We start from the raw sequence: 18,568 nt of genomic DNA, 5'->3' as shown, positions 1-18,568 counted from the left end.
TCGGTTTGATAGTAGCGGGAGCGCAAGCTATTTGTCCTGTTGTTGCAGCAGCAGCAGACCCAGGAGTGCGAAAAGAATGTGGATCACGGAGGCGGCAAGGGCGGGAGAAATATAGCCGACTTTGGCAAACGACTGCAATGCTCCCCAGAAACCCCAGGCAACAAAGGCCAGCATGCAGCTGGCAGGTATGGCAATAGCCAGGTCCCGACCCCATTTCTGATAGGAGAGGGTGAGAATCGGCAGACCCAGGAGCAAAAGAGGAATTCCCAGCAAAATATAGGAGAGGCGGCTGTAAAAATTGGTCCAGGAGACCATTTCTTCTTCGGGGGCCTGTTTTTTGAGGGCTTCGCGGAACAGCCCGGTCAACGAGAGTTCGGCAGATCTGTATTCCGGAATGAAGAAATGATCGGGAGATTCCGGCAAAACATCCTGTGTATTTTCGAATAAGGTGTATTTATAATCACTCTCGCCGATCAATTCCTGGGTTTGGCCACTATGAAAATGCCAGGTACCATCTTTCCAGTCAGCCTGTGCCGCGCTGAGCATCAGTTTAAGATTATAGTTCTCATTCCAGCGGGAGTACGAGAAATTCCGGAAAGAGAGTTTGTCAGTATCGGGCCACTCAAATGAATAAAATCCTTCCTGGCCTTTGTAATAATAACGGCCACTCCTGTGGATTCCCAGCGGAACCTTGCCCTGAAGCTGCTCGTACCAGATCGTATTCGTGGTGGCGATGCTTTTGGGCAATAGGAACTGCGCCATGGCAAGGAATATTAAGGTTACCAGTACCGCACCCATAATAATGGGCCTGACAATGATTTTAAGAGGAATGCCGCCTGCTTTTAAGGCACGTAATTCATTGTTATGGTTAAGGATGCCAAATGTAATAACTCCGGAGAGCAATATGAGCACCGGTCCGAGCTGATCAAGGATAAATGGAATGTTTAAGAGAAAAAATTTGAGGGCAAGAGCCATTGTTCCACCATGTGCGGTGAATTTATCAATCTTTTCAAAAAAATCGATGAGAAGATAAATAGCAACAAAAGCGGTTGAAGCAGTCGCAAAATTAACGGCAAACTGGGCCAAAAGGTAGCGGTTGAGCAGGATCACGATTTTCACTTGTTAACGCAAGAGTCTATAGGAGATGAAAAAGCCCAACATTACCGCAACAATTCCCGTGGCATTGGAGAAAAGCAGATAGGAGAGAGCGTGATATGGCTCACCGGCTTTGATGTATTGCACTGTTTCCCGGGTGAAGGCTGAAAATGTAGTGAAGCCCCCCAGAAATCCGGTAAAGAGAAAAAGTCTGAATTCATTGTTTATGTGGATTTTGTCAAAATAGCTCCAGAAGAATCCAATGAGAAGTGAGCCGATAATGTTCACCATAAAGGTTCCTATGGGAAAATTCAGCGAACTCACCCTCTCGGCGAGTACGGCTATGAAGTATCTGCCTAATGAGCCGGCTGCACCCCCGAGGCCCACGGCAAGTATCTTTACCATTTTTATTGTATTTCCTAATCCAGCTGAGTTGGCTATTCCCTTAGCTATAGAGACCGATTCACAGATTAAATGATATTTTTTTGTTTTTGTTCAACGTTCATCTTAGGTACCATTATCGGCATCCATCGTCAAGCAGAAGCACCGTATGGGGAAAAGGATTGGAGGGTGAAACTGGATTGACTTTGTCTCTTCGACAGCAGCTTTTTTCCTTTAAAATTGAGATGTACCGGATAGACCACCACCCCATGAGACTCTTGCATTTTAGAAGACTAGTATGCTATAGTGAATTTTCGTGTGTGCTGAAAATTACGGAAAGCCAGAAGATAACAGGCTTTTTTTAGCATTTTCCTGCCCTGTTTGATTTCCGAAACATGAAAAGGGGCTGAATTTTAGAGGAGGCATTTTGCATTTTTGAAAGGCATTCGACATGCCTGTCCAGGGGTCATTTGGGAGTGGTGTCGGCTGCAAGGGTGTTTACGGCAAACTCAACAAAACGGCCGGATACACCCCTTTTCGGGGGAGAAAGTCCAGAATGCAAATGTTAACAACAAATGGCACGGAAAAGTAAAGGATGCAATCCTTCTATTCTTGAGCAATCGGCGCGAAGATCGACCAAAGAGCGTTTGAATCAATTCTGGAAAGTCTTTGAAAAAGAGGACGAAGTTCTTGTCGTCATCAATGCCGATCCTGATGCTCTGGCTTGTGCTCTTGCGGTAAAGAGACTGCTGCGCTATAGAACAAAAACCGTTGCCATAGCCCATCCTAATGAAATACGGAGGCTCAACAATGTGGCAATGGTTGAAAGATTAAAAATTCCGTTGGAACGATTAAAGAATGTAAAAGTTTCGAAGTACTCAAAGTTGGTTCTGATCGATTCACAGCCGAGTCATTTGCCGCCGTTTGAAAAATTGCCCTTTAATGTCATAATAGACCATCATCCCATTGCCGGTAATTGGGAGGCGGACTATATAGATATCCGTCCTGAGTATGGAGCTTGCTCAACCATGATGGTGGAGTATTTGCGGGCCGCTTCGATGAAACCCTCAGTCATTCTGGCAACCGCGCTTTTTTATGCCATCAAGGTAGACACTCAGGATTTCGAAAAGAAAGGCGGCCTGGCCGATGGCATATCCTTTCGTTATCTCTTTAATATTGCCAATAGAAACCTGGTTCGCAAATTTGAATTGACGGAACTGAGAAGATCCGAACTGAAATATTTCAGTGAAGCACTGGCAGCGCTTAAGTATTCCAAGAGAAGGTATTACACCCATGTCGGTAGGGTACGGAGCCCTGATGTTCTGGTCATAATTGCCGATTTTCTTAATCACGTCGGTGAAATAGACTGGGTGTTCGTCTCTGGTATTCATGGAGATAAGCTGGTGGTTATCTTCCGCTGTGACGGCTATCGCAAGAGTGCCGGAAAACTGGCGACACGGATTTTCGGCTCTATCGGTTCAGCCGGTGGGCACAAAGATTCGGCGCGGGCGGAAGTTCCTTTGAAAAACCTGGATATCGATGATAAGGATTTCAATACCCTGACTCTTAAAAGATTGACAATGCGACATATGTGATCATACTTTTGCCGGTGTGATCCCAAAGTAACGACAGGGATCTTCGGCTTTTGCGAGGATATCACACCAGATAATCTCAGTTGAGGTGCCGCGAAGCTCCCAACTGGTTAGATGGAAAGTTCCTATATACAAGGGCTGTTGCACGGGAGATCGGGCTTTCTCGAAGTCCGCGCTTGTGGTGACGCCAGCACAAAAAAAACTTCTCTGTTGTCATCCGCATCTTGGCAAATATATCGTTCTGTTATAGTGTTAGAAGAGGCTGGCCGCTACATCAATCATCACTCCCAACATATACCAGGGGGGGAAGGTTCGCCCCCAACGGAAAAAAACTATGCTTAGACCAGAGACACTTGCCATGGTACTTGCCGGGGGAAGGGTGGATGAACTCACTGCCCTGACCTATTATCGCCCTAAGTCCGCGGTTCCTTTCGGTGGATTTGGCCGGGTAATCGATTTCGCTTTGAGCAATCTGATGAATTCCGGAATTGAGCAGGTTGCCCTTCTCAGTCAGTACCGCAGCTATTCGCTGATTAATCATATCGGCACTGGCGCTGCCTGGGATATGATCGGCCGGTATCGTCACATTTCCATCCTGCCGCCGTTTCTGGGAACTGAAGCGACGGATTGGTACAGGGGGTCGGCCGATGCCGTTTTCAAAAATCTTGATTATGTCCAGTATCACAATCCAGAAGAGATCCTGATTCTTTCCGGTGATCACATCTATAAGATGGATTACCAGGATATGATCAATTACCATCGGCAAAAAGACGCCGACCTGACCATAGCTTTCATAGAGGTGCCGTTGGCGGAAGCGCATCGGTTCGGCGTGGGTTCGGTGATTGAAGATGAAGATGGCCGCGGGGGGAAGGTGCAGAAATACTGGGAAAAACCTCAACAGCCGCAGTCAAACTGGGCATCCCTGACGGTTATGTGCTTTCGGCCTCAGGTGCTGTATGATGCCTTGAAGCAAAACCAGCAGGAAGAATCGTTTGAGTTCGGGCGTGATATTATCCCCCAACTGCTGGAGCATAATTATCGGGTTTACGGGTACAAATTTTGTGGATACTGGGGATATACCCGTACCGTCGAAGAGTATTGGCAATCCAATATGGATCTTCTCGGAGAAAACCCTGTCATCGATCTGGAAAAGTGGGGCTTTAGAACCAATCTGGATCACAGGGGTATTCGAGATTTCCAGCCTGTTCTCACAGGGACGGATGCCAGGGTCGACAACAGCCTCATATACAATGGCTGCATTATAGACGGTGAAGTAAGAAATTCGGTCATCTTTCCCGGTGTTGTCGTGAAGAAAGGAGCAGTCATTGAAAATTCAGTGATTTTCTTCAATAATGTCATCAATGAAAATTGCCGTCTCAACAAAGTCGTGGCCGATGTCAACAATAACTATGGCCGGAATGTGGTAATAGGGGCGGAACCGGGGAGCAGCGCACAAAAAGTTACCGTGATCGGCTGGAATAACCAGGTACCGCTGCAGACCAGAATCGAGGAAGGTGCCACCATATATCCAGCGATCCAGCAATCGCACTGGCCTTCCATCGTAAAATATGGGGAGGTGCTGCGATGAGCCGTTTTAAAAATGCCCTGGTTCTCCTGTTGGCCGGTGGAGTCGGCAGCCGTCTCAATATTCTGGTGAAGAGACGGGCCAAACCCGCTGTTCCTTTTGCCGGGATCTACCGGATTATCGATTTCAGCCTGAGTAATGTCATGAACTCGGGACTGAGGAAGGTCGGTGTGTTGACCCAGTACAAGCCGCTATCCCTGATGAGTCATCTCGGCAGCGGCGAGGCTTGGGATTTCACCGGACGAAGCAGGGGCATCAGTATTCTTCCGCCGAGAACCGGAGAAAAGGAGTCGGACTGGTATAAAGGTACCGCGGATGCGGTGCGCAGAAATATCGATTTTCTTGCCGACAATCCGGCTAAAGAAGTGCTTATCCTATCCGGTGACCATATTTATCAGATGGATTTCGATGCCATACTTGAATATCATCGTTCAAAAAATTCCGATATCACCGTTGGCATGATGGTCGTCCCCAAGAGCGAAATGTACCAATTTGGTGCAGGTATCATCGACGAGCGCAACAGGGTAGTTGGTTGGGAGGAGAAACCCAAGAAACCCAAGTCAAACCTCGCCTCTATGGGAATCTATGTGTTCGACTACGATTATTTAATGTCTTCACTGATGCGTGACAAAAATGATGTTGATTTCGGCAAGCATATTCTCCCGCACGCCATAGCAAATGACAATGTTTTTGCCTATCCCTTTTACGGCTATTGGCGAGATGTTGGGACCGTGCAGGCGTACTGGCAGGCGAATATGGACGTAATCAATCTCGATAGCGGGATCTCACCGCAGAAGTGGCAGATACGCACCAATGTCGAGGCGGAAGGCCGACCCGCGGACCGGGCTCCCGCCCGATTTGCCACTACATCCAAGGTTTCAAGATCATTGATTTCAGCAGGCTCCAACATTCGAGGAACAGTGATAAACTCGGTGCTGTCTCCTGGGGTGATAGTGGAAGAAGGGGCTGTTGTCAAAGATTCTATTGTCTTCACTGATTGCGTCATCAAAAATAATGCGGTGGTCGATCTCTCCATTCTGGACAAGCGCGTGATCGTGGAGGCCAATTCCGTTATCGGTTATGGAGAAGGATTCGATATTGTCAACAAGGTTGAGCCTTCTCATCTGTATACAGGTATCACCATTATCGGTAAAGGAGCACATTTGCCGGAAGGGGCGCAGGTCGGCAGGAATTGTGTGATCGATTCGAGAGTCGACGAATCATTTTTTACTACTTCAACTGTAGCCGATGGTGAATCTATTCTGCTTAATCAAGAGTAGCAAATAATATGATCCGTAAAAGTGCTTGAGTAGAGGATTTATTTTCTACCTACATGATTCAGGGCAGAAAGACATAGATTGAGCTGACGCTGAATATCCATATTGCTGCTACCGCAATTGTTGCTCGTCTGTTGTTCAGACCCTGACCTTGTATCATACTCATTCTGACCAGCCTGAAAGCCCAGAAAAACGCCAGGGCCATGCAAACAATCAAGATCATACGGGCAAACTCGCCCGTTTGATAACGCAAAGTGTAGTTTAGTAATGGAGCAAGGATCCAGAAGGGAATAGCGGCAAGACCGATAAGGTCAAAGACCAAGCCAAAGCCACCATGACCGCCGAAGGCTTTGGACGCAGCCCAATATACCATGGTGCAGGCTATGAGGGCTCCACATATAGTGACGATGCCCGCTGTGGAGAAGATAAGAGGCGTGATGAAGGCGAATTTGTCGTCCAGGGGTAATTCCGGTGTGGTCTGCAGGGCTCCGAGCAGGTTGGAAAATCCATAGATAATCCCAAGTATAAAAATATTGCCGAGGGCGTATTTTCTGGCCTTGCCATCCAGTGCCAACTGAAAAACATCTTCATTGCCAACCAGCATTCCTTTATAAATATCAGCCATTTTCATCTGCCCTTCAATCTCTTTTCTTAAAAAAATAAAAATAAACGGCTGTTCTGCAATCATTTGAGATTGCAGAACAGCCTGAGTGACGGTGGATTAGGCAACCCAGCCGCCTGGTAATAATGACCAGATCATGATGAGAGCACTGATGCCGGCAACAATAACGCCGGCCATGGTGCTGTTGTAACGTTCCTCACTGTAGACGGTCCAGCCGTGGATGGAATCGACCAGCCGTTTGTTTTCCTCAAGCGGAATATGCACCAGCATCGCCGGGATTCTGTTGGTAATCATGGAAATAGTAGTTACCAGAAAAAAGCAGAGAGGTACACAGAGAAGTGCACCGGACATTCCCAGCTTTGCCTGAATCCCGCTGGCCAGGGTGATATTGGGAAAGACGTATGGAGATACGATAACATAGGTGAGTCCGGAAACCAAGGATCCTATTGTTGCACCGAAACGGTTAGCCTGCTTCCACCAGACGCCGAGAATCACCAGCGGTGCACAGGTTACACCAGCCATACCGAATGCCCAGAGTACGGAGACGACCAGAAAGGTCGGCGGATTTAGGGCGATGAGAATGGCAACCAGGCCGCCACCGGCAATCGCGCTATAGTTAAGTATCTTGGTTTTATCTTCGGGAAGATCAGGCTTGAGCGTAGCGATAATATCCTGGGCGATCAAAGCCCCGATTGCCATAAGATTGGCGCTGATGGTTGAGAGACCCGCGGCTATGGCACCGGCGATAACGAAGGCGAGAACCCATGGCGCGTTATAGACACTGTTGAGAATAAGGGTAATCTTGTCGAAGTCTGTAGGGGCTATGGCCGATCCCGATGTTGCCTGAAAAAAGACCCCGGAAAAACCCATGGTGTAGGTGGCGCTGAAGGTGATGCCACAGAAGAAGGTAAACCAGACCATTGCACCTCTGGCGCTCTTCAAGGAAGAAGACGTGTAAATCCTCATACCGAGATGGGGCAGTCCCATGGCGCCGATGGTCAGAGTGGGAATAAGGGCAAAGTACCATTTAAAACCATACTTCATGTCGAAGAAGTCAGGTACCGCGGCGAGCATTGCCGGGACCATGTCGCTGTAGAGCAGCGGGGGGAAGTACCAGCCGGTACCGCCCATGGCCTTCATGATCGCACCAAGCGGCACGATAAAAGCGATTCCCATCAGCACCATCTGGAAGGCTGCGTTGTAGGAGGTTCCGTACATTCCGCCGATGGCGACATAGCCGACAATAAGGGCACCGCCGCCAATCAGGGCGAGGGTATAGTTAATGCCGAAGAGCATCTGGAAAACCTTGGCGACTCCTATCATCTGGCCGATAGCATACATGACCATAATAAGTACCATAAAGCCCGCCACCACCCAGGAGGTTTTCAGGCCGTATCGTTCACGGACAAAATGCGCCGGAGTGAAAGCCCCCATTCTGCGCAGGGGAGTACCGTACCACAATGTTATGAGAGGGATTGAGAGACCGAACTGGATCCACATGTAAACAAAGGGAACCTTGAGGTTGAGGATCAGGGCGGTCACTCCCAGAAAAGTTGCCAGACTCATATAGCTCGAAGCCATGCCGAGGCCATTGGCTAGAGATCCAATTGAACGTCCGGCGGTCCAGTAGTCAGTTGATGATTTGGCGGCACGCGCTGAATACCAGCCGACGAAATAGAATATGATGAATGAAGCTGCTACAAATATGATCCCAATGGTAGGATCTTCAAGTGCCCAATTCTGTTGTTCCATGATCTTGCCCCTTTAGATTGATTCTTCAACGACATCCTGCATCGCTTCAATTTCATCGTCCAGATTATTGGTCAGTTTTGCCTGGATGGCAGTAACTGCCATCAGACCCAACCATCCCATGAGCACCGGGATAATGTATTGAGAAGGGAAGCCGAAAATCATGTGGCCCCGCAGGGCGGGAATGGCCACGAAAAACAATCCGCAATGGCCGCAGAGTAGTAGGAGCACACTGAAAATCATAGTGTACCTAATTTCCTTTTTATACGCGCTGTTCATTTTCTCCTCCTTTTTATGATGATGCTGCTGCTCCGCCGTCCTCTTGACCCCCGATCTCATCGCCGCAATTTTGTTTCGGGCAGAAAAGATCCGGCACTGCGCCGGTGAGATCCATAATAAAAAGATGACGAACCTGTATGTGCTCCTCAGAAGTTTGTTGAAGATGTCTCTAAGAAGCCGATGCTGCAAAACCACAAAATATTTGGCCTATTCCGTGGTTTATATATATCCCGCAGACCAAGAGTCTAGAGGCTCTTGAGATGAGGGGAAATCAGCTAACCCAGCAGAGCTGGACTCTTAACAGCGCCTTTTTGAAGTGTTTTCCTGCAAAGGCGCAGGAAAAGATCGCTAAGGTATAAAAAAGCATTTGTAGATCGAGCGCTCGATCAAGAAGCGATCGGATCTCTAACCTGATGGAAGAGACACAATATCTGGTTAGAGCAGTCGGAGGAGACTTTGCTGCTCGACATTAGATGCTCTGTAAAAGCAACATTCAATAACCGGGCCCGTCAATTTCTTCACGTCTGGATAGATATGTTGAACGAGCGCTCAGTCTGTGGTAGTTTAAATCCATTATTATTAATTTGTCAACTGTTTTGTATCAGTATGTTTGATGATATTTGCTGAATGATTTCTAAAGATAAAGGAATGCCATAGGATAAGTTTGAAATAAAATTTCCACCAAACTTTCAGATGAATGGATAAGGTTCGAAGTACTGCAACGCGGAGTGCTGGGCTTTTTAGAGTCCTTCAAAGAAAATATGGTGGAACGGCAGCTTACCGGCTATTTTAGGTATAGTGGTTCAATTATCTCCTCAAAACCAATATTAATTTGCAATAGCCGAGCATTGGAGGAAAACCGAGTGAGTTCAAAAGGAAGAATTATAATCAATACCGGTGACGGCAAGGGTAAAACAACCGCAGCTCTTGGTCTTGCATTCCGTGCATTGGGACATGGCCATCGGGTCTGCGTGATTCAATTCCTCAAAGGTAAGGGAGATTATGGGGAGCGGCTTTTCGGCAATACCCTGGAAAATCTTGAATGGCATATCTGCGGTAAAGGGTTTGTCTTTAAAAAACAGGATATCACCGCGGACAGAGAGATTGCAGGGCAGGGATTTCAACTGGCCAAAGAGAAAATCGAAAGCAATCATTTTGACCTGGTCATCCTTGATGAGATAACTTATCTGACGCTTTATCAATTTCTGGAGGTAGAAGCGATCGTTGAAGTGCTGAAAAAAAAACCGGAACGGCTGAGTGTTGTTCTGACTGGTAGGAGCGCGGATGAAGCACTCATCGAAATTGCCGATACAGTCACCAGTATGGACGTAGTCAAGCACGCTTTCACCCAGGGCATCAAGGCACAAAAGGGTATTGAATATTGATAGGTGACCGCTAACGCTAAGTCCACATGGCCACAATGGAAATAATACCCTTGTCTGAGTTTGGCTGATAATCATAACCTGTACCCAATCGAAGGAGATGAAGATGGGAGCACTTGATGGTATTACAGTTCTGGATTTATCCAGACTTTTGCCGGGGCCGTTCTGTTCGATGATACTTGCTGATCATGGCGCGGAAGTCCTGGCCATAGAAGACCGGCGTTTCCTGGCCGATGATCTCTATTTCGCGGATGTCTACCGGAATAAACGGCACATGACCCTGAATCTCAAAAAAGAGGAAGGGAAGAAGATCTTCTTTCAGCTGGTTGAGAAGGCGGATATCGTCATTGAAGGTTTCCGCCCGGGGGTAGTCGACAGATTAGGGGTTGGCTATGCGGAAGCATGCAAAGTCAATCCGGCTCTCATTTATTGTTCCATCAGCGGATACGGGCAGGATGGAGGCGCAAGCCAGGTGGTAGGGCATGATGTCAACTACCTGAGCCGTTCCGGAGTACTGGACTGCATCGGAGAAAAGCAGAGACCGCCGGTTATCCCAGCCGTTCAGATTGCCGACATCGCCGGAGGTGGGATGAATGCGGTTATCGGTATACTCCTGGCGCTGCAGGAGAGGCATGAAAGCGGCAAAGGACAATATATCGATATATCAATGACCGACGGCATCCTCGGGCTGCTCACTCTTCCTGCTGTTCTGCAGAAGAAGACGGGAATGAAGCAGGAGCGTTCGCAATCCATGCTTTCCCATCGCTACGCCTGCTATAATACCTATGCCACCGCCGACGGCAGGTATCTTGCCCTTGGGGCTGTGGAGAACAGGTTCTGGCAAAATCTCTGCAGCATATTGGAGCTCGAGGAATATAGCGCACTGCAGTATGATGAGGAGAGAAGAGAAGAGATTATCGCCAGACTGTGTGAACTCTTTCAGAACAAGCCACTGTCGCACTGGGAGGAGGTTCTGTCCGGGGCAGACGTATGCTTTTCCAAAATACAGAGCCTCGATGAAGTACTTGAGGACCGGCTTTTCAGGAACCGGGACATGATCATAGAAATGGAAGGCCCGGAGGGGGTAGGGAAATCCTTCGGCGTGCCGGTTAAACTCAGCAGGACACCGGGTTCTGTCCGCAGTGCTCCGCAGCCATTTGGCGGATCCACACGGAAAGTGCTCGCCGAACTCGGCTATACCGAGAAAACCATTCAATCATACTTTGATACAGGTGTGGTTTAACCTCCTTTGTCAGCAAAAACGAGAACATATGGATCAGGATTATTCCCAGTTTTTCAAGGTATTTCGACGGGTTAGCAAGGCCATTCACACCGGGGAGAATACCCATGAAATCCTAGAGAGGATTGTTGAAAACATTTCAGAGATTCTTGAGGCCAAGGGATGCATTTTCTGGATTGTCGATCAGGGACAGAAAAGCATCAAGAACATGATATCACATGGCTTCTCCTATCGCAGTCTGGCTGAGATTGACTATGCAACCCTGATGGCGATCTTCGATGATCGGGGGGAGGAATCCGTCTTTATTGAAGACGCCATGTACGACAGTCGCATCCCCAATCTTGATAAGATCGGTAAAAAGAAGGTTGGCTCCATTCAGGCGGTTTTCTTTGATATCGTCAGGGACTACCGTGGCATACTGGCCGTTTATTTTTCGAAAACGCGAAAGCTGACGAAAGGGGAGCACGATATTTTGCAGGCCCTGGGAGAACAGGGTTCCATCGCTTTGCAGAAAAGTCTAAGTTATGACGATAAGATGCTCGACACCCTGAAACAGATGGTGGAGGGATTCACCCTGGCCCTGGAAGCAAAGGATGAGCAGACTCATGGACATTCTATCAGGGTAGCACAATATGCCAAGTGCATCGCACAGGCAATGAAGCTGACGGCGGCTCAAACAGAGACGATGTATCATGGCGGATTGCTCCATGATATCGGAAAGATCGGCATGAATGACCATATTCTCGAGCGTCTCGGCATCCTTAACCGCAAAGAGATGGATATTGTCAAGCAGCACCCCGTCATAGGAGCCCGGATATTGCAGCCGCTGGTATTTTTAAGCGATGTCGAACCGCTTGTCATGCATCACCATGAACGTTATGACGGTTCCGGTTATCCGGAAGGCCTCAAGGGGAATGACATTCCACTGGGCGCCCGGATCCTGACTGTATGCGATGCCTTCGAGACTATGCTGGCGGGCAGGAAGCATTTTGCAAAAATGAAGCTTGAAGATGCCATAGTCAACCTGCAGCTGGGTGCGGGAAGTCAGTTCGATCCGGAAATTGTTCTCACTCTCTTCGATATACTTGATTTACAACCGGAGTCGGCCGGGTTTACACGAGCTTCCTGCGGCTGCATCGGTATTCATAAGCGCAGATTGCAAAACAGCCTGAAGAGAAAGACGGCCTCTTTGTTCATCTGATTTTGACTTTCATGCCTTTATCGGCAGTTTTGACTGTAGTTCCTTCGCATGCTGTTCTGGCAATGAGGTTCAGAATAATCCCGTTATAAGGGGAGACCGATGGTTCTGTTGAAAAGATTTATTCATGTCTGGGGACGTTTTTTTATTTCAATTGTACTGCCAACCTTTATTGCGCTTCTTCTCACCATCTCCGCGCTGTATCTGGTCATCATACCCGCATTTGAAAAAAGCTTTGTCGACGGCAAGAAGGCGATGATTCTCGAGTTGACCAAGAGTGCCTGGGGGGTCCTCGATTTTTACCGGCAGCAGGAAGAGGCGGGCCTACTCAGCAGAATGGAGGCTCAGCAACGAGCTCTGGCGCTTATAAAAACCATGAGGTACGGCGAAGACAACAGGGATTATTTTTGGATTACCAACAGCGTTCCGGTAATGGTGATGCATCCTTATTCCGAGGAGCTTGTCGGGGTGGATCTGACCAGCTTCAGGGACGCCCAGGGGAAACAGCTGTTTGTGGAAATCAAAAGGACCGTCGAACAGCAGAACAGCGGTTTTATCGACTATAGCTGGAACAGGAAGTATGCCGAAGAGATGGTCGTTCCCAAGCTCTCCTTTGTCAAACGCTTTGCCCCTTGGGACTGGGTGATAGGCACCGGCGTATTCCTGGACGATGTCGAGAACAAGACGGCCGAGATTTCCGGACGCCTTTCACGCATGAGTCTGGCTGCGGTAGCACTGTTGACCCTCATTCTCTTCTATGTGGGCAGGCAGAGTTATCTTTCCGAAAAACAGCGCAACCACGCCCAGCGGGAACTGGTAAAATCGAGGCTCAAGTATAAGAGGCTGGTGGAAACGGCGACGGATCCGTTATTGATGTTTTTTGAGGGCAGGTGCATATATTCCAATAAACCGGCGCAGGGTGTAACCGGGCTGTCCGCGGAGGAGCTCGATGCCATTGCCGTTGGAAAGATATTTTCCGGGACGGAAAACGGACTACCGTTTTTTGCGGCCGGGGGCAGAATCGAGGAAGGGAGATACACCGCAAACCTGTTAAAACCGGGAGGTGAATCCATCGAGGTGCAGCTGTCCATCTCTAAAATCGCGCTGGATGGCCGTGAGGCTGCCGTCATCAGTATCAAGGACAACAGCTCGACCAAGCTGATGGAAAGAGAGCTGGACGAAAGCCGGGAGAAGTACCGGCAGCTGACCTCCAGGCTCAATATCCCGATTTTCAGAGCCGAAGCCAACCGGCAGCTCAAGCTGCTGGAGGCCAACCGCGCCTTCTACGAATTGACCGGTCTTGAGGAAGGTGCGAGCAATATAAGCCTTCGCGATACCTTTGGCCGGCACGATATCGCAAATCTCTATGATCTGGTTGCTGAAGAAGGTTTTTTGAAAAACAGAATAATTCGACTGCAGCATGAGGATGTGATCAGAAGTGTCTCTCTCTCCCTGGTACTTACCAAAAATGCCCTGGGAGAAGCCCTCTATTGCGATGGTATTATGGAGGACGTCAGTGAGGAGATACGGCGAGAAGAGGACCGGGAAAAGCTTATCGTGGAACTGCAGACCTCCCTGCTCTTTTTGAACCAGCCTGTGAGGCATGTGCGGGGAGATTTTCTTGTCTGTGACGGATCTCTGCCGATCTACCAGGCGGCAAAGCTCATGAAGGAAGGGCGGAGCAGCTCGATTCTGGTAAAAAACGCAGCTGGTGAGGTTGCCGGCATTGCCACCGACATGGCCCTGCGGGAGCAGGTGGTCGCGGAAATGATGGATTATGCTACGCCGGTTATCGAAGTAATGAGCACCCCGCTTATTTTCATCGAAGGATCGGCCCTGATCTTTGAGGCGGTTATGCTTATGGAGGAAAAAGGGGTAAAACATCTGGTAGTCAAGGATGAAGCAGGAGAGATTGTCAGTGTTCTCTCCAACGAAGATCTGCTCAACGTACACCGTTATTCTTCAGCATTTCTGGTGAATGAAATCAACGATGCCACCGATACCTCCGGGATTGTTGCCAGCCATGTGCGGCTTCCCCGCATAATCAAGTCACTGGTGGACAGCGGAGCTCACGCCCGGAATATAACCCGGATAACCAGTATGATATCGGAAGCAGTTCTGCTGAAGTTCATCGAGTTCGCCATCAGGGAAATGGGAGAACCGCCTGCACGTTTTGCCTTTATCTGTCTGGGCAGCGAAGGGCGCGAGGAGCAGACTCTGGCAACCGACCAGGATAATGCGCTGATCTATGAAGATGTTGAAGAAGATCGGCAGGAACAGGTCAATTCCTATTTTCTGAAGATGAGCGAAAAAATTTGTGCATGGCTGGATCAGGCCGGATATGTTTTATGCAAGGGAGAGGTGATGGCTATGAATCCCCGCTGGTGTCGGCCGCTCAGTATCTGGAAAGAATATTTCAGCACCTGGATCACCGAAGCCAAACCTCAAGATTTGCTTGAAGTCAGCATCTTTTTTGATTTTCGTTGTATGTACGGCGAAAAAAGGCTGGTGACGGAACTGAGGGAACACATTGGCAGGCGGGTGGAAAACAGAGATGCCTTCTTTTATCAGCTCGCCCAGAACGCCTTGCTCTTTAAGCTGCCGCTGGATTTTTTCGGCAACATTTCTGTTGAATCCGGTGGAGAACATGCCAATACTTTCAATATAAAGCATGTCATCGCTCTCATTGTCGGGTATGCGCGGCTTTATGCCATTAATTTTGGGCTGGAGGAGACCAATACCCTGCAGCGTCTGGACCGCCTCAGGTTACGGGGCTTTATCAGCAAAGAACTGCATAAGGATCTCACCGAGGGCTACAACTATTTAATGCAGATACGCTTCATGCATCAGGTGAAAAGACTGGATCAAGGATTGGAACCTGATAACCATATTTTCCTTGAGGAACTTAATTATATGGAAAAAAATGCATTAAAGAATATATTCGGCCATGTAGGCGCTCTGCAGAAAAAGCTGAGTGCCATAGGTAAGGTGGAAATATTTTTCTAGGCGCATCATTCCCGGTTTGATCCAGGATCTCAATAATGACTTGGGAATCTTCAATTCTCCGGAGAACAATCGGCAGATAGTACTCAGCCATGAGAGGTTGGCGACGGAATTTTGAAAATATTGACGGTTTCAGACACGGTTTCCGGTGATGTCTTTGATTCTCCGGAAACACTGCAAAAATACAAGGATATTGATCTCATTATTTCCTGTGGGGACCTTCCTCCGGAATTCCTCAGTGCACTGCGGCATCGTTTCGATGTTCCTCTGATGTATGTGCTCGGCAATCATGATCTGCGCTATTCCGCTTCCTCCCCGGTAGGCTGCCGCAACATCGACAGGCAGATAGTTTCCTTCAATGACTTTACTTTTGTCGGTTTCTCCGGCAGCAGATGGTATAATGGCGGTAGAAATCAATACACCGAAAAGCAGATGGCCCGGTTCATCGGTGGGATGCGTTTTTCTCTGTGGCGCAGCGGCGGGCCTGATATAGTGGTGACCCATGCACCGCCGCGTCACATCCACGATGGCGAAGATCCCTGTCATAAGGGTTTCAGGAGCTTCTCGCGCTTTATTGAGAAATATAAACCTTCATATTTTCTACATGGACATATTCACCGGAATTTTGAAGATGATGCAGAGCGAGTAACCATAGTCAATACAACCCGGGTGATAAACAGTTATGGCTTCTATGTTTTCGAAATATAACCCTCTGGATTTTGCCAGGAAGATCTTTGGCGGTACTGAACAAGGGGAGGACGACAACCCTCACAGCTTCAATACCCACCAGGAGCGTGAGGAGGCATATGAGTCGGTGAAGCGCGGCACCTCAATGGTTCCGATGCATAAGATTATTGGAAGTGTGGGGAGATACCATGATTTCGATAATCAGTTTAAAACCAGAAACGGCAGAAGGGATGAACGCCTTGACACCATTGTCGAAGCAATGAAGACCGGTAAAACCATGGCTCCGATCTCTCTCTACCAGATCAAGGATGACTATTTCATTCTTGACGGGCATCATCGTTTCAAGGCTGCCCAGGAATTAGGCCGCACCGAAATCAGGTCCTGTATCATAGAACTGCTGCCGTCAAAAAATACCTTGGAAAACAAGTTGTATCTGGAAAAAACGGAGTTCAGAGACAAGGCAGGACTACTCAGCACTATTGATCTGACCGAGCTTGGACAATACGGCCATCTGGAAAAGCAGATCGAGGAGCATCGCCGCTTTCTCACCGAGGAACGGCGAGAAGAGGTGAGTTATGAGGAGGCGGCCGGAGACTGGTACTCCACTATCTATCAACCCCTTGCCGCGATAATCCGCGACCGGCGGCTGGTCGCCTCTTTTCCGGAGAGGACGGTTGATGATCTCTATCTCTATATTTCCGTGCATCAGTGGGAAATAGGCAAGAAGAGAAAATATGGAATCGGGGTCGATCAGCTTATTCCCCGAGAGATGGAAGAATTCCGCAAAGAAATGTCACGTCGTAAAGAGCAGAAATATCCTGATCTTCATCCGGAAATGACGGTTTTTATCCTTCTCAACGTCGATGGCCGGCATGAACAGCGCATTTTCGACAAGCTTCTTGCCCTCGATGAAGTTCGTGAAGTTCACTCCGTCCATGGGTCTATTGATATCATTATTAAAGTGAGGCTGGTGCGGGACCTGCTCTCTTCGGATGCGGAGCTGCTCTCTCAGTTCATTCTCTCCACCATCAGAAAATGGACCGGGGTTATTTCAACGCAGACTCTTATTCCCGGTATTTCAAAGGTGAAGGATACGGATCGTTGTCATATATGATCTATTAAAGCAAAGATGGACTCGCAAAAAGCTCGATCTACGTCGTTGTAGATCTTAAAACGGTGATTTTGGTCGTTTCAGATACTACGCCTAGTATGTCAAGCTTTCTCGAAGTCGGAGTTTATGCCCGTATGGGTGCTTATCGCAGAGTCCATCTCGGAACTTCGATGACTTTTTACGAGATTATCAAGCAAAAGAACGCTGTATAGCGATTTTAAATATTTTCGGAGGAGAGAATGGCACTACAGGAGACCATAAGGTCACAGCTTATAACTTCCATGAAGGCGAAAGACAGCGAGAGAACCGCTGTGATACGCATACTCATTGGAGAATTCCAGAGACAGCCGGAAAAGGAATTAACCGATGAACAGGTTGTCGGCATCATCAAGAAACTGATTAAATCAGAGAAGGAGCTGCTGGCAGCTTCGGGAAAAACGGATACCGGTTATATCCGTATCCTCACGGAATATCTGCCTAAGCAGGCTAGCGAGGAAGAAATTCGCGCCTGGATAGAAGATAATGTCGATTTTAGCAGTCTGGCCAACAAAATGCAGGCCATGCGCCCGATAATGGCACATTTCGGTTCAAGCGCCGATGGCAATACCGTGAAGAAGATTTTGCAGGAGATGGACTAGAGGGTGGTGAAAACAGCGGAGCAGAACGGCTGGCCGTTTGGAGATGGGCTTCGGTTGCTGGTGGCTGCCAATCTGAAGCGTTTTACGGTGCACCATTGTCAGCAGAACAGCGGCATGAGACGGGCTGCCGTTGCCCTCGCCCTTGTCAATGCGGGTGATGATTCGCCGGTATACGGAATACCGAAGACAGCACCTGGCGAAGCAGCTCTGGTTCTTACCAGAAGATCGCAGCATTTGGTTAACCATGCCGGGCAGTGGGCTCTTCCCGGCGGGAGTATAGACCAAGGCGAAACCGCCGAGCAGGCGGCCCTGAGGGAATTGAAGGAAGAGGTGGGGATCAGCCTGGGACCGGCAGCCATCCTGGGTCGTCTCGATGACTTTTCCACTCGTTCCGGGTTTACCATTACCCCCATTGTGGTGTGGGCCGGCGAGAATCCCGGCCTGATCCCGAATCCCGCCGAAGTTGCCTCGGTTCACCGTATTCCGGTAATGGAGTTGATGAGGGACGATGCTCCGGTTTTGCAGTCAATTCCCGAGAGTGATAATCCGGTGCTGCTTATGCCGGTGGGGCAGGGATGGATTGCGAGTCCCACCGGAGCGGTGCTTTACCAGTTTCGTGAAGTAGCCCTACAGGGCAGAGAGGTAAGGGTCGCCCATTATGAACAACCTTATTTTGCCTGGCGATAGCCAAAGATAACCGGATATATCGAGTTTTTTACGAGCCATCAA

At 48.7% G+C, this 18,568-nt stretch carries 16 protein-coding genes; 11 read left to right on the top strand and 5 right to left on the bottom strand.

The features are described 5' to 3' along the window. Positions 1–27: 27 nt before the first annotated feature. Together JWG88_RS14045 and crcB are read right to left on the bottom strand one after the other, a co-directional pair. On the bottom strand, positions 28–1,119 hold the full coding sequence (locus JWG88_RS14045; protein ID WP_337833128.1) for an LptF/LptG family permease: 1,092 nt from the start codon (positions 1,117–1,119) through the stop codon (positions 28–30). Positions 1,120–1,122: 3 nt separating this feature from the next. Then, on the bottom strand, positions 1,123–1,500 hold the full coding sequence (crcB, locus tag JWG88_RS14040; RefSeq protein WP_205234420.1) for a fluoride efflux transporter CrcB: 378 nt from the start codon (positions 1,498–1,500) through the stop codon (positions 1,123–1,125). A gap of 551 nt (positions 1,501–2,051) precedes the next feature. Between crcB and JWG88_RS14035 the strand changes: the two genes are divergently transcribed. The 3 genes from JWG88_RS14035 to JWG88_RS14025 all read left to right on the top strand — a co-directional run bounded on the left by JWG88_RS14035 (position 2,052) and on the right by JWG88_RS14025 (position 5,933). Then, the gene (locus tag JWG88_RS14035) at positions 2,052–3,071 is read left to right on the top strand and encodes a DHH family phosphoesterase (protein WP_205234419.1); all 1,020 of its coding nucleotides are present in this window, start codon (positions 2,052–2,054) and stop codon (positions 3,069–3,071) included. Between the two features lie 331 nt (positions 3,072–3,402). Then, entirely contained in the window at positions 3,403–4,656 is a 1,254-nt protein-coding gene (locus JWG88_RS14030) for a glucose-1-phosphate adenylyltransferase family protein (RefSeq protein ID WP_205234418.1), read from the top strand. Continuing rightward, positions 4,653–5,933: a glucose-1-phosphate adenylyltransferase family protein gene (locus JWG88_RS14025; protein WP_205234417.1), complete on the top strand. Its 1,281-nt coding sequence runs from the start codon at positions 4,653–4,655 to the stop codon at positions 5,931–5,933. Before JWG88_RS14030 ends, JWG88_RS14025 begins: the two co-directional genes overlap by 4 nt. A gap of 58 nt (positions 5,934–5,991) precedes the next feature. Here JWG88_RS14025 and JWG88_RS14020 read toward each other — a convergent pair whose 3' ends face one another. The 3 genes from JWG88_RS14020 to JWG88_RS14010 all read right to left on the bottom strand — a co-directional run bounded on the left by JWG88_RS14020 (position 5,992) and on the right by JWG88_RS14010 (position 8,580). After that, positions 5,992–6,555, bottom strand: a complete 564-nt coding sequence (locus tag JWG88_RS14020) for a YIP1 family protein (RefSeq protein WP_205234416.1) — start codon at positions 6,553–6,555, stop codon at positions 5,992–5,994. Between the two features lie 96 nt (positions 6,556–6,651). Continuing rightward, the gene (locus JWG88_RS14015) at positions 6,652–8,304 is read right to left on the bottom strand and encodes a sodium:solute symporter family transporter (protein WP_205234415.1); all 1,653 of its coding nucleotides are present in this window, start codon (positions 8,302–8,304) and stop codon (positions 6,652–6,654) included. 12 nt (positions 8,305–8,316) lie between these two features. Then, positions 8,317–8,580 carry a hypothetical protein gene (locus tag JWG88_RS14010; RefSeq protein ID WP_205234414.1) on the bottom strand — a complete coding sequence of 88 codons (264 nt, stop codon included), beginning with the start codon at positions 8,578–8,580 and terminating at the stop codon, positions 8,317–8,319. Positions 8,581–9,443: 863 nt separating this feature from the next. Here JWG88_RS14010 and cobO point away from each other — a divergent pair. The 8 genes from cobO to JWG88_RS13970 all read left to right on the top strand — a co-directional run bounded on the left by cobO (position 9,444) and on the right by JWG88_RS13970 (position 18,526). Continuing rightward, entirely contained in the window at positions 9,444–9,965 is a 522-nt protein-coding gene (cobO, locus tag JWG88_RS14005) for a cob(I)yrinic acid a,c-diamide adenosyltransferase (RefSeq protein ID WP_205234413.1), read from the top strand. Positions 9,966–10,068: 103 nt separating this feature from the next. Then, positions 10,069–11,205 (top strand): CaiB/BaiF CoA transferase family protein, encoded by a 1,137-nt coding sequence (locus JWG88_RS14000; protein ID WP_240194453.1) that lies wholly within the window; start codon positions 10,069–10,071, stop codon positions 11,203–11,205. Between the two features lie 28 nt (positions 11,206–11,233). After that, positions 11,234–12,403, top strand: coding sequence for an HD-GYP domain-containing protein (locus JWG88_RS13995; protein WP_205234411.1), 1,170 nt, complete (start codon positions 11,234–11,236; stop codon positions 12,401–12,403). A 99-nt stretch (positions 12,404–12,502) separates the two neighbouring features. After that, positions 12,503–15,406, top strand: a complete 2,904-nt coding sequence (locus tag JWG88_RS13990; protein ID WP_205234410.1) for a DUF294 nucleotidyltransferase-like domain-containing protein — start codon at positions 12,503–12,505, stop codon at positions 15,404–15,406. 111 nt (positions 15,407–15,517) lie between these two features. Then, the gene (locus JWG88_RS13985) at positions 15,518–16,111 is read left to right on the top strand and encodes a metallophosphoesterase family protein (RefSeq protein ID WP_205234409.1); all 594 of its coding nucleotides are present in this window, start codon (positions 15,518–15,520) and stop codon (positions 16,109–16,111) included. Then, the gene (locus JWG88_RS13980; protein ID WP_205234408.1) at positions 16,086–17,204 is read left to right on the top strand and encodes a ParB N-terminal domain-containing protein; all 1,119 of its coding nucleotides are present in this window, start codon (positions 16,086–16,088) and stop codon (positions 17,202–17,204) included. Before JWG88_RS13985 ends, JWG88_RS13980 begins: the two co-directional genes overlap by 26 nt. Before the next feature lie 236 nt (positions 17,205–17,440). After that, the gene (locus tag JWG88_RS13975) at positions 17,441–17,839 is read left to right on the top strand and encodes a GatB/YqeY domain-containing protein (RefSeq protein ID WP_205234407.1); all 399 of its coding nucleotides are present in this window, start codon (positions 17,441–17,443) and stop codon (positions 17,837–17,839) included. Between the two features lie 3 nt (positions 17,840–17,842). Next, positions 17,843–18,526, top strand: a complete 684-nt coding sequence (locus JWG88_RS13970) for an NUDIX hydrolase (RefSeq protein ID WP_337833127.1) — start codon at positions 17,843–17,845, stop codon at positions 18,524–18,526. The last annotated feature ends 42 nt before the right edge of the window (positions 18,527–18,568 follow it).

It is taken from the genome of Desulfopila inferna (assembly GCF_016919005.1).
In the GTDB taxonomy this organism is placed as follows: domain Bacteria; phylum Desulfobacterota; class Desulfobulbia; order Desulfobulbales; family Desulfocapsaceae; genus Desulfopila_A; species Desulfopila_A inferna.
This window is presented reverse-complemented; position numbering and strand designations above follow the sequence as displayed.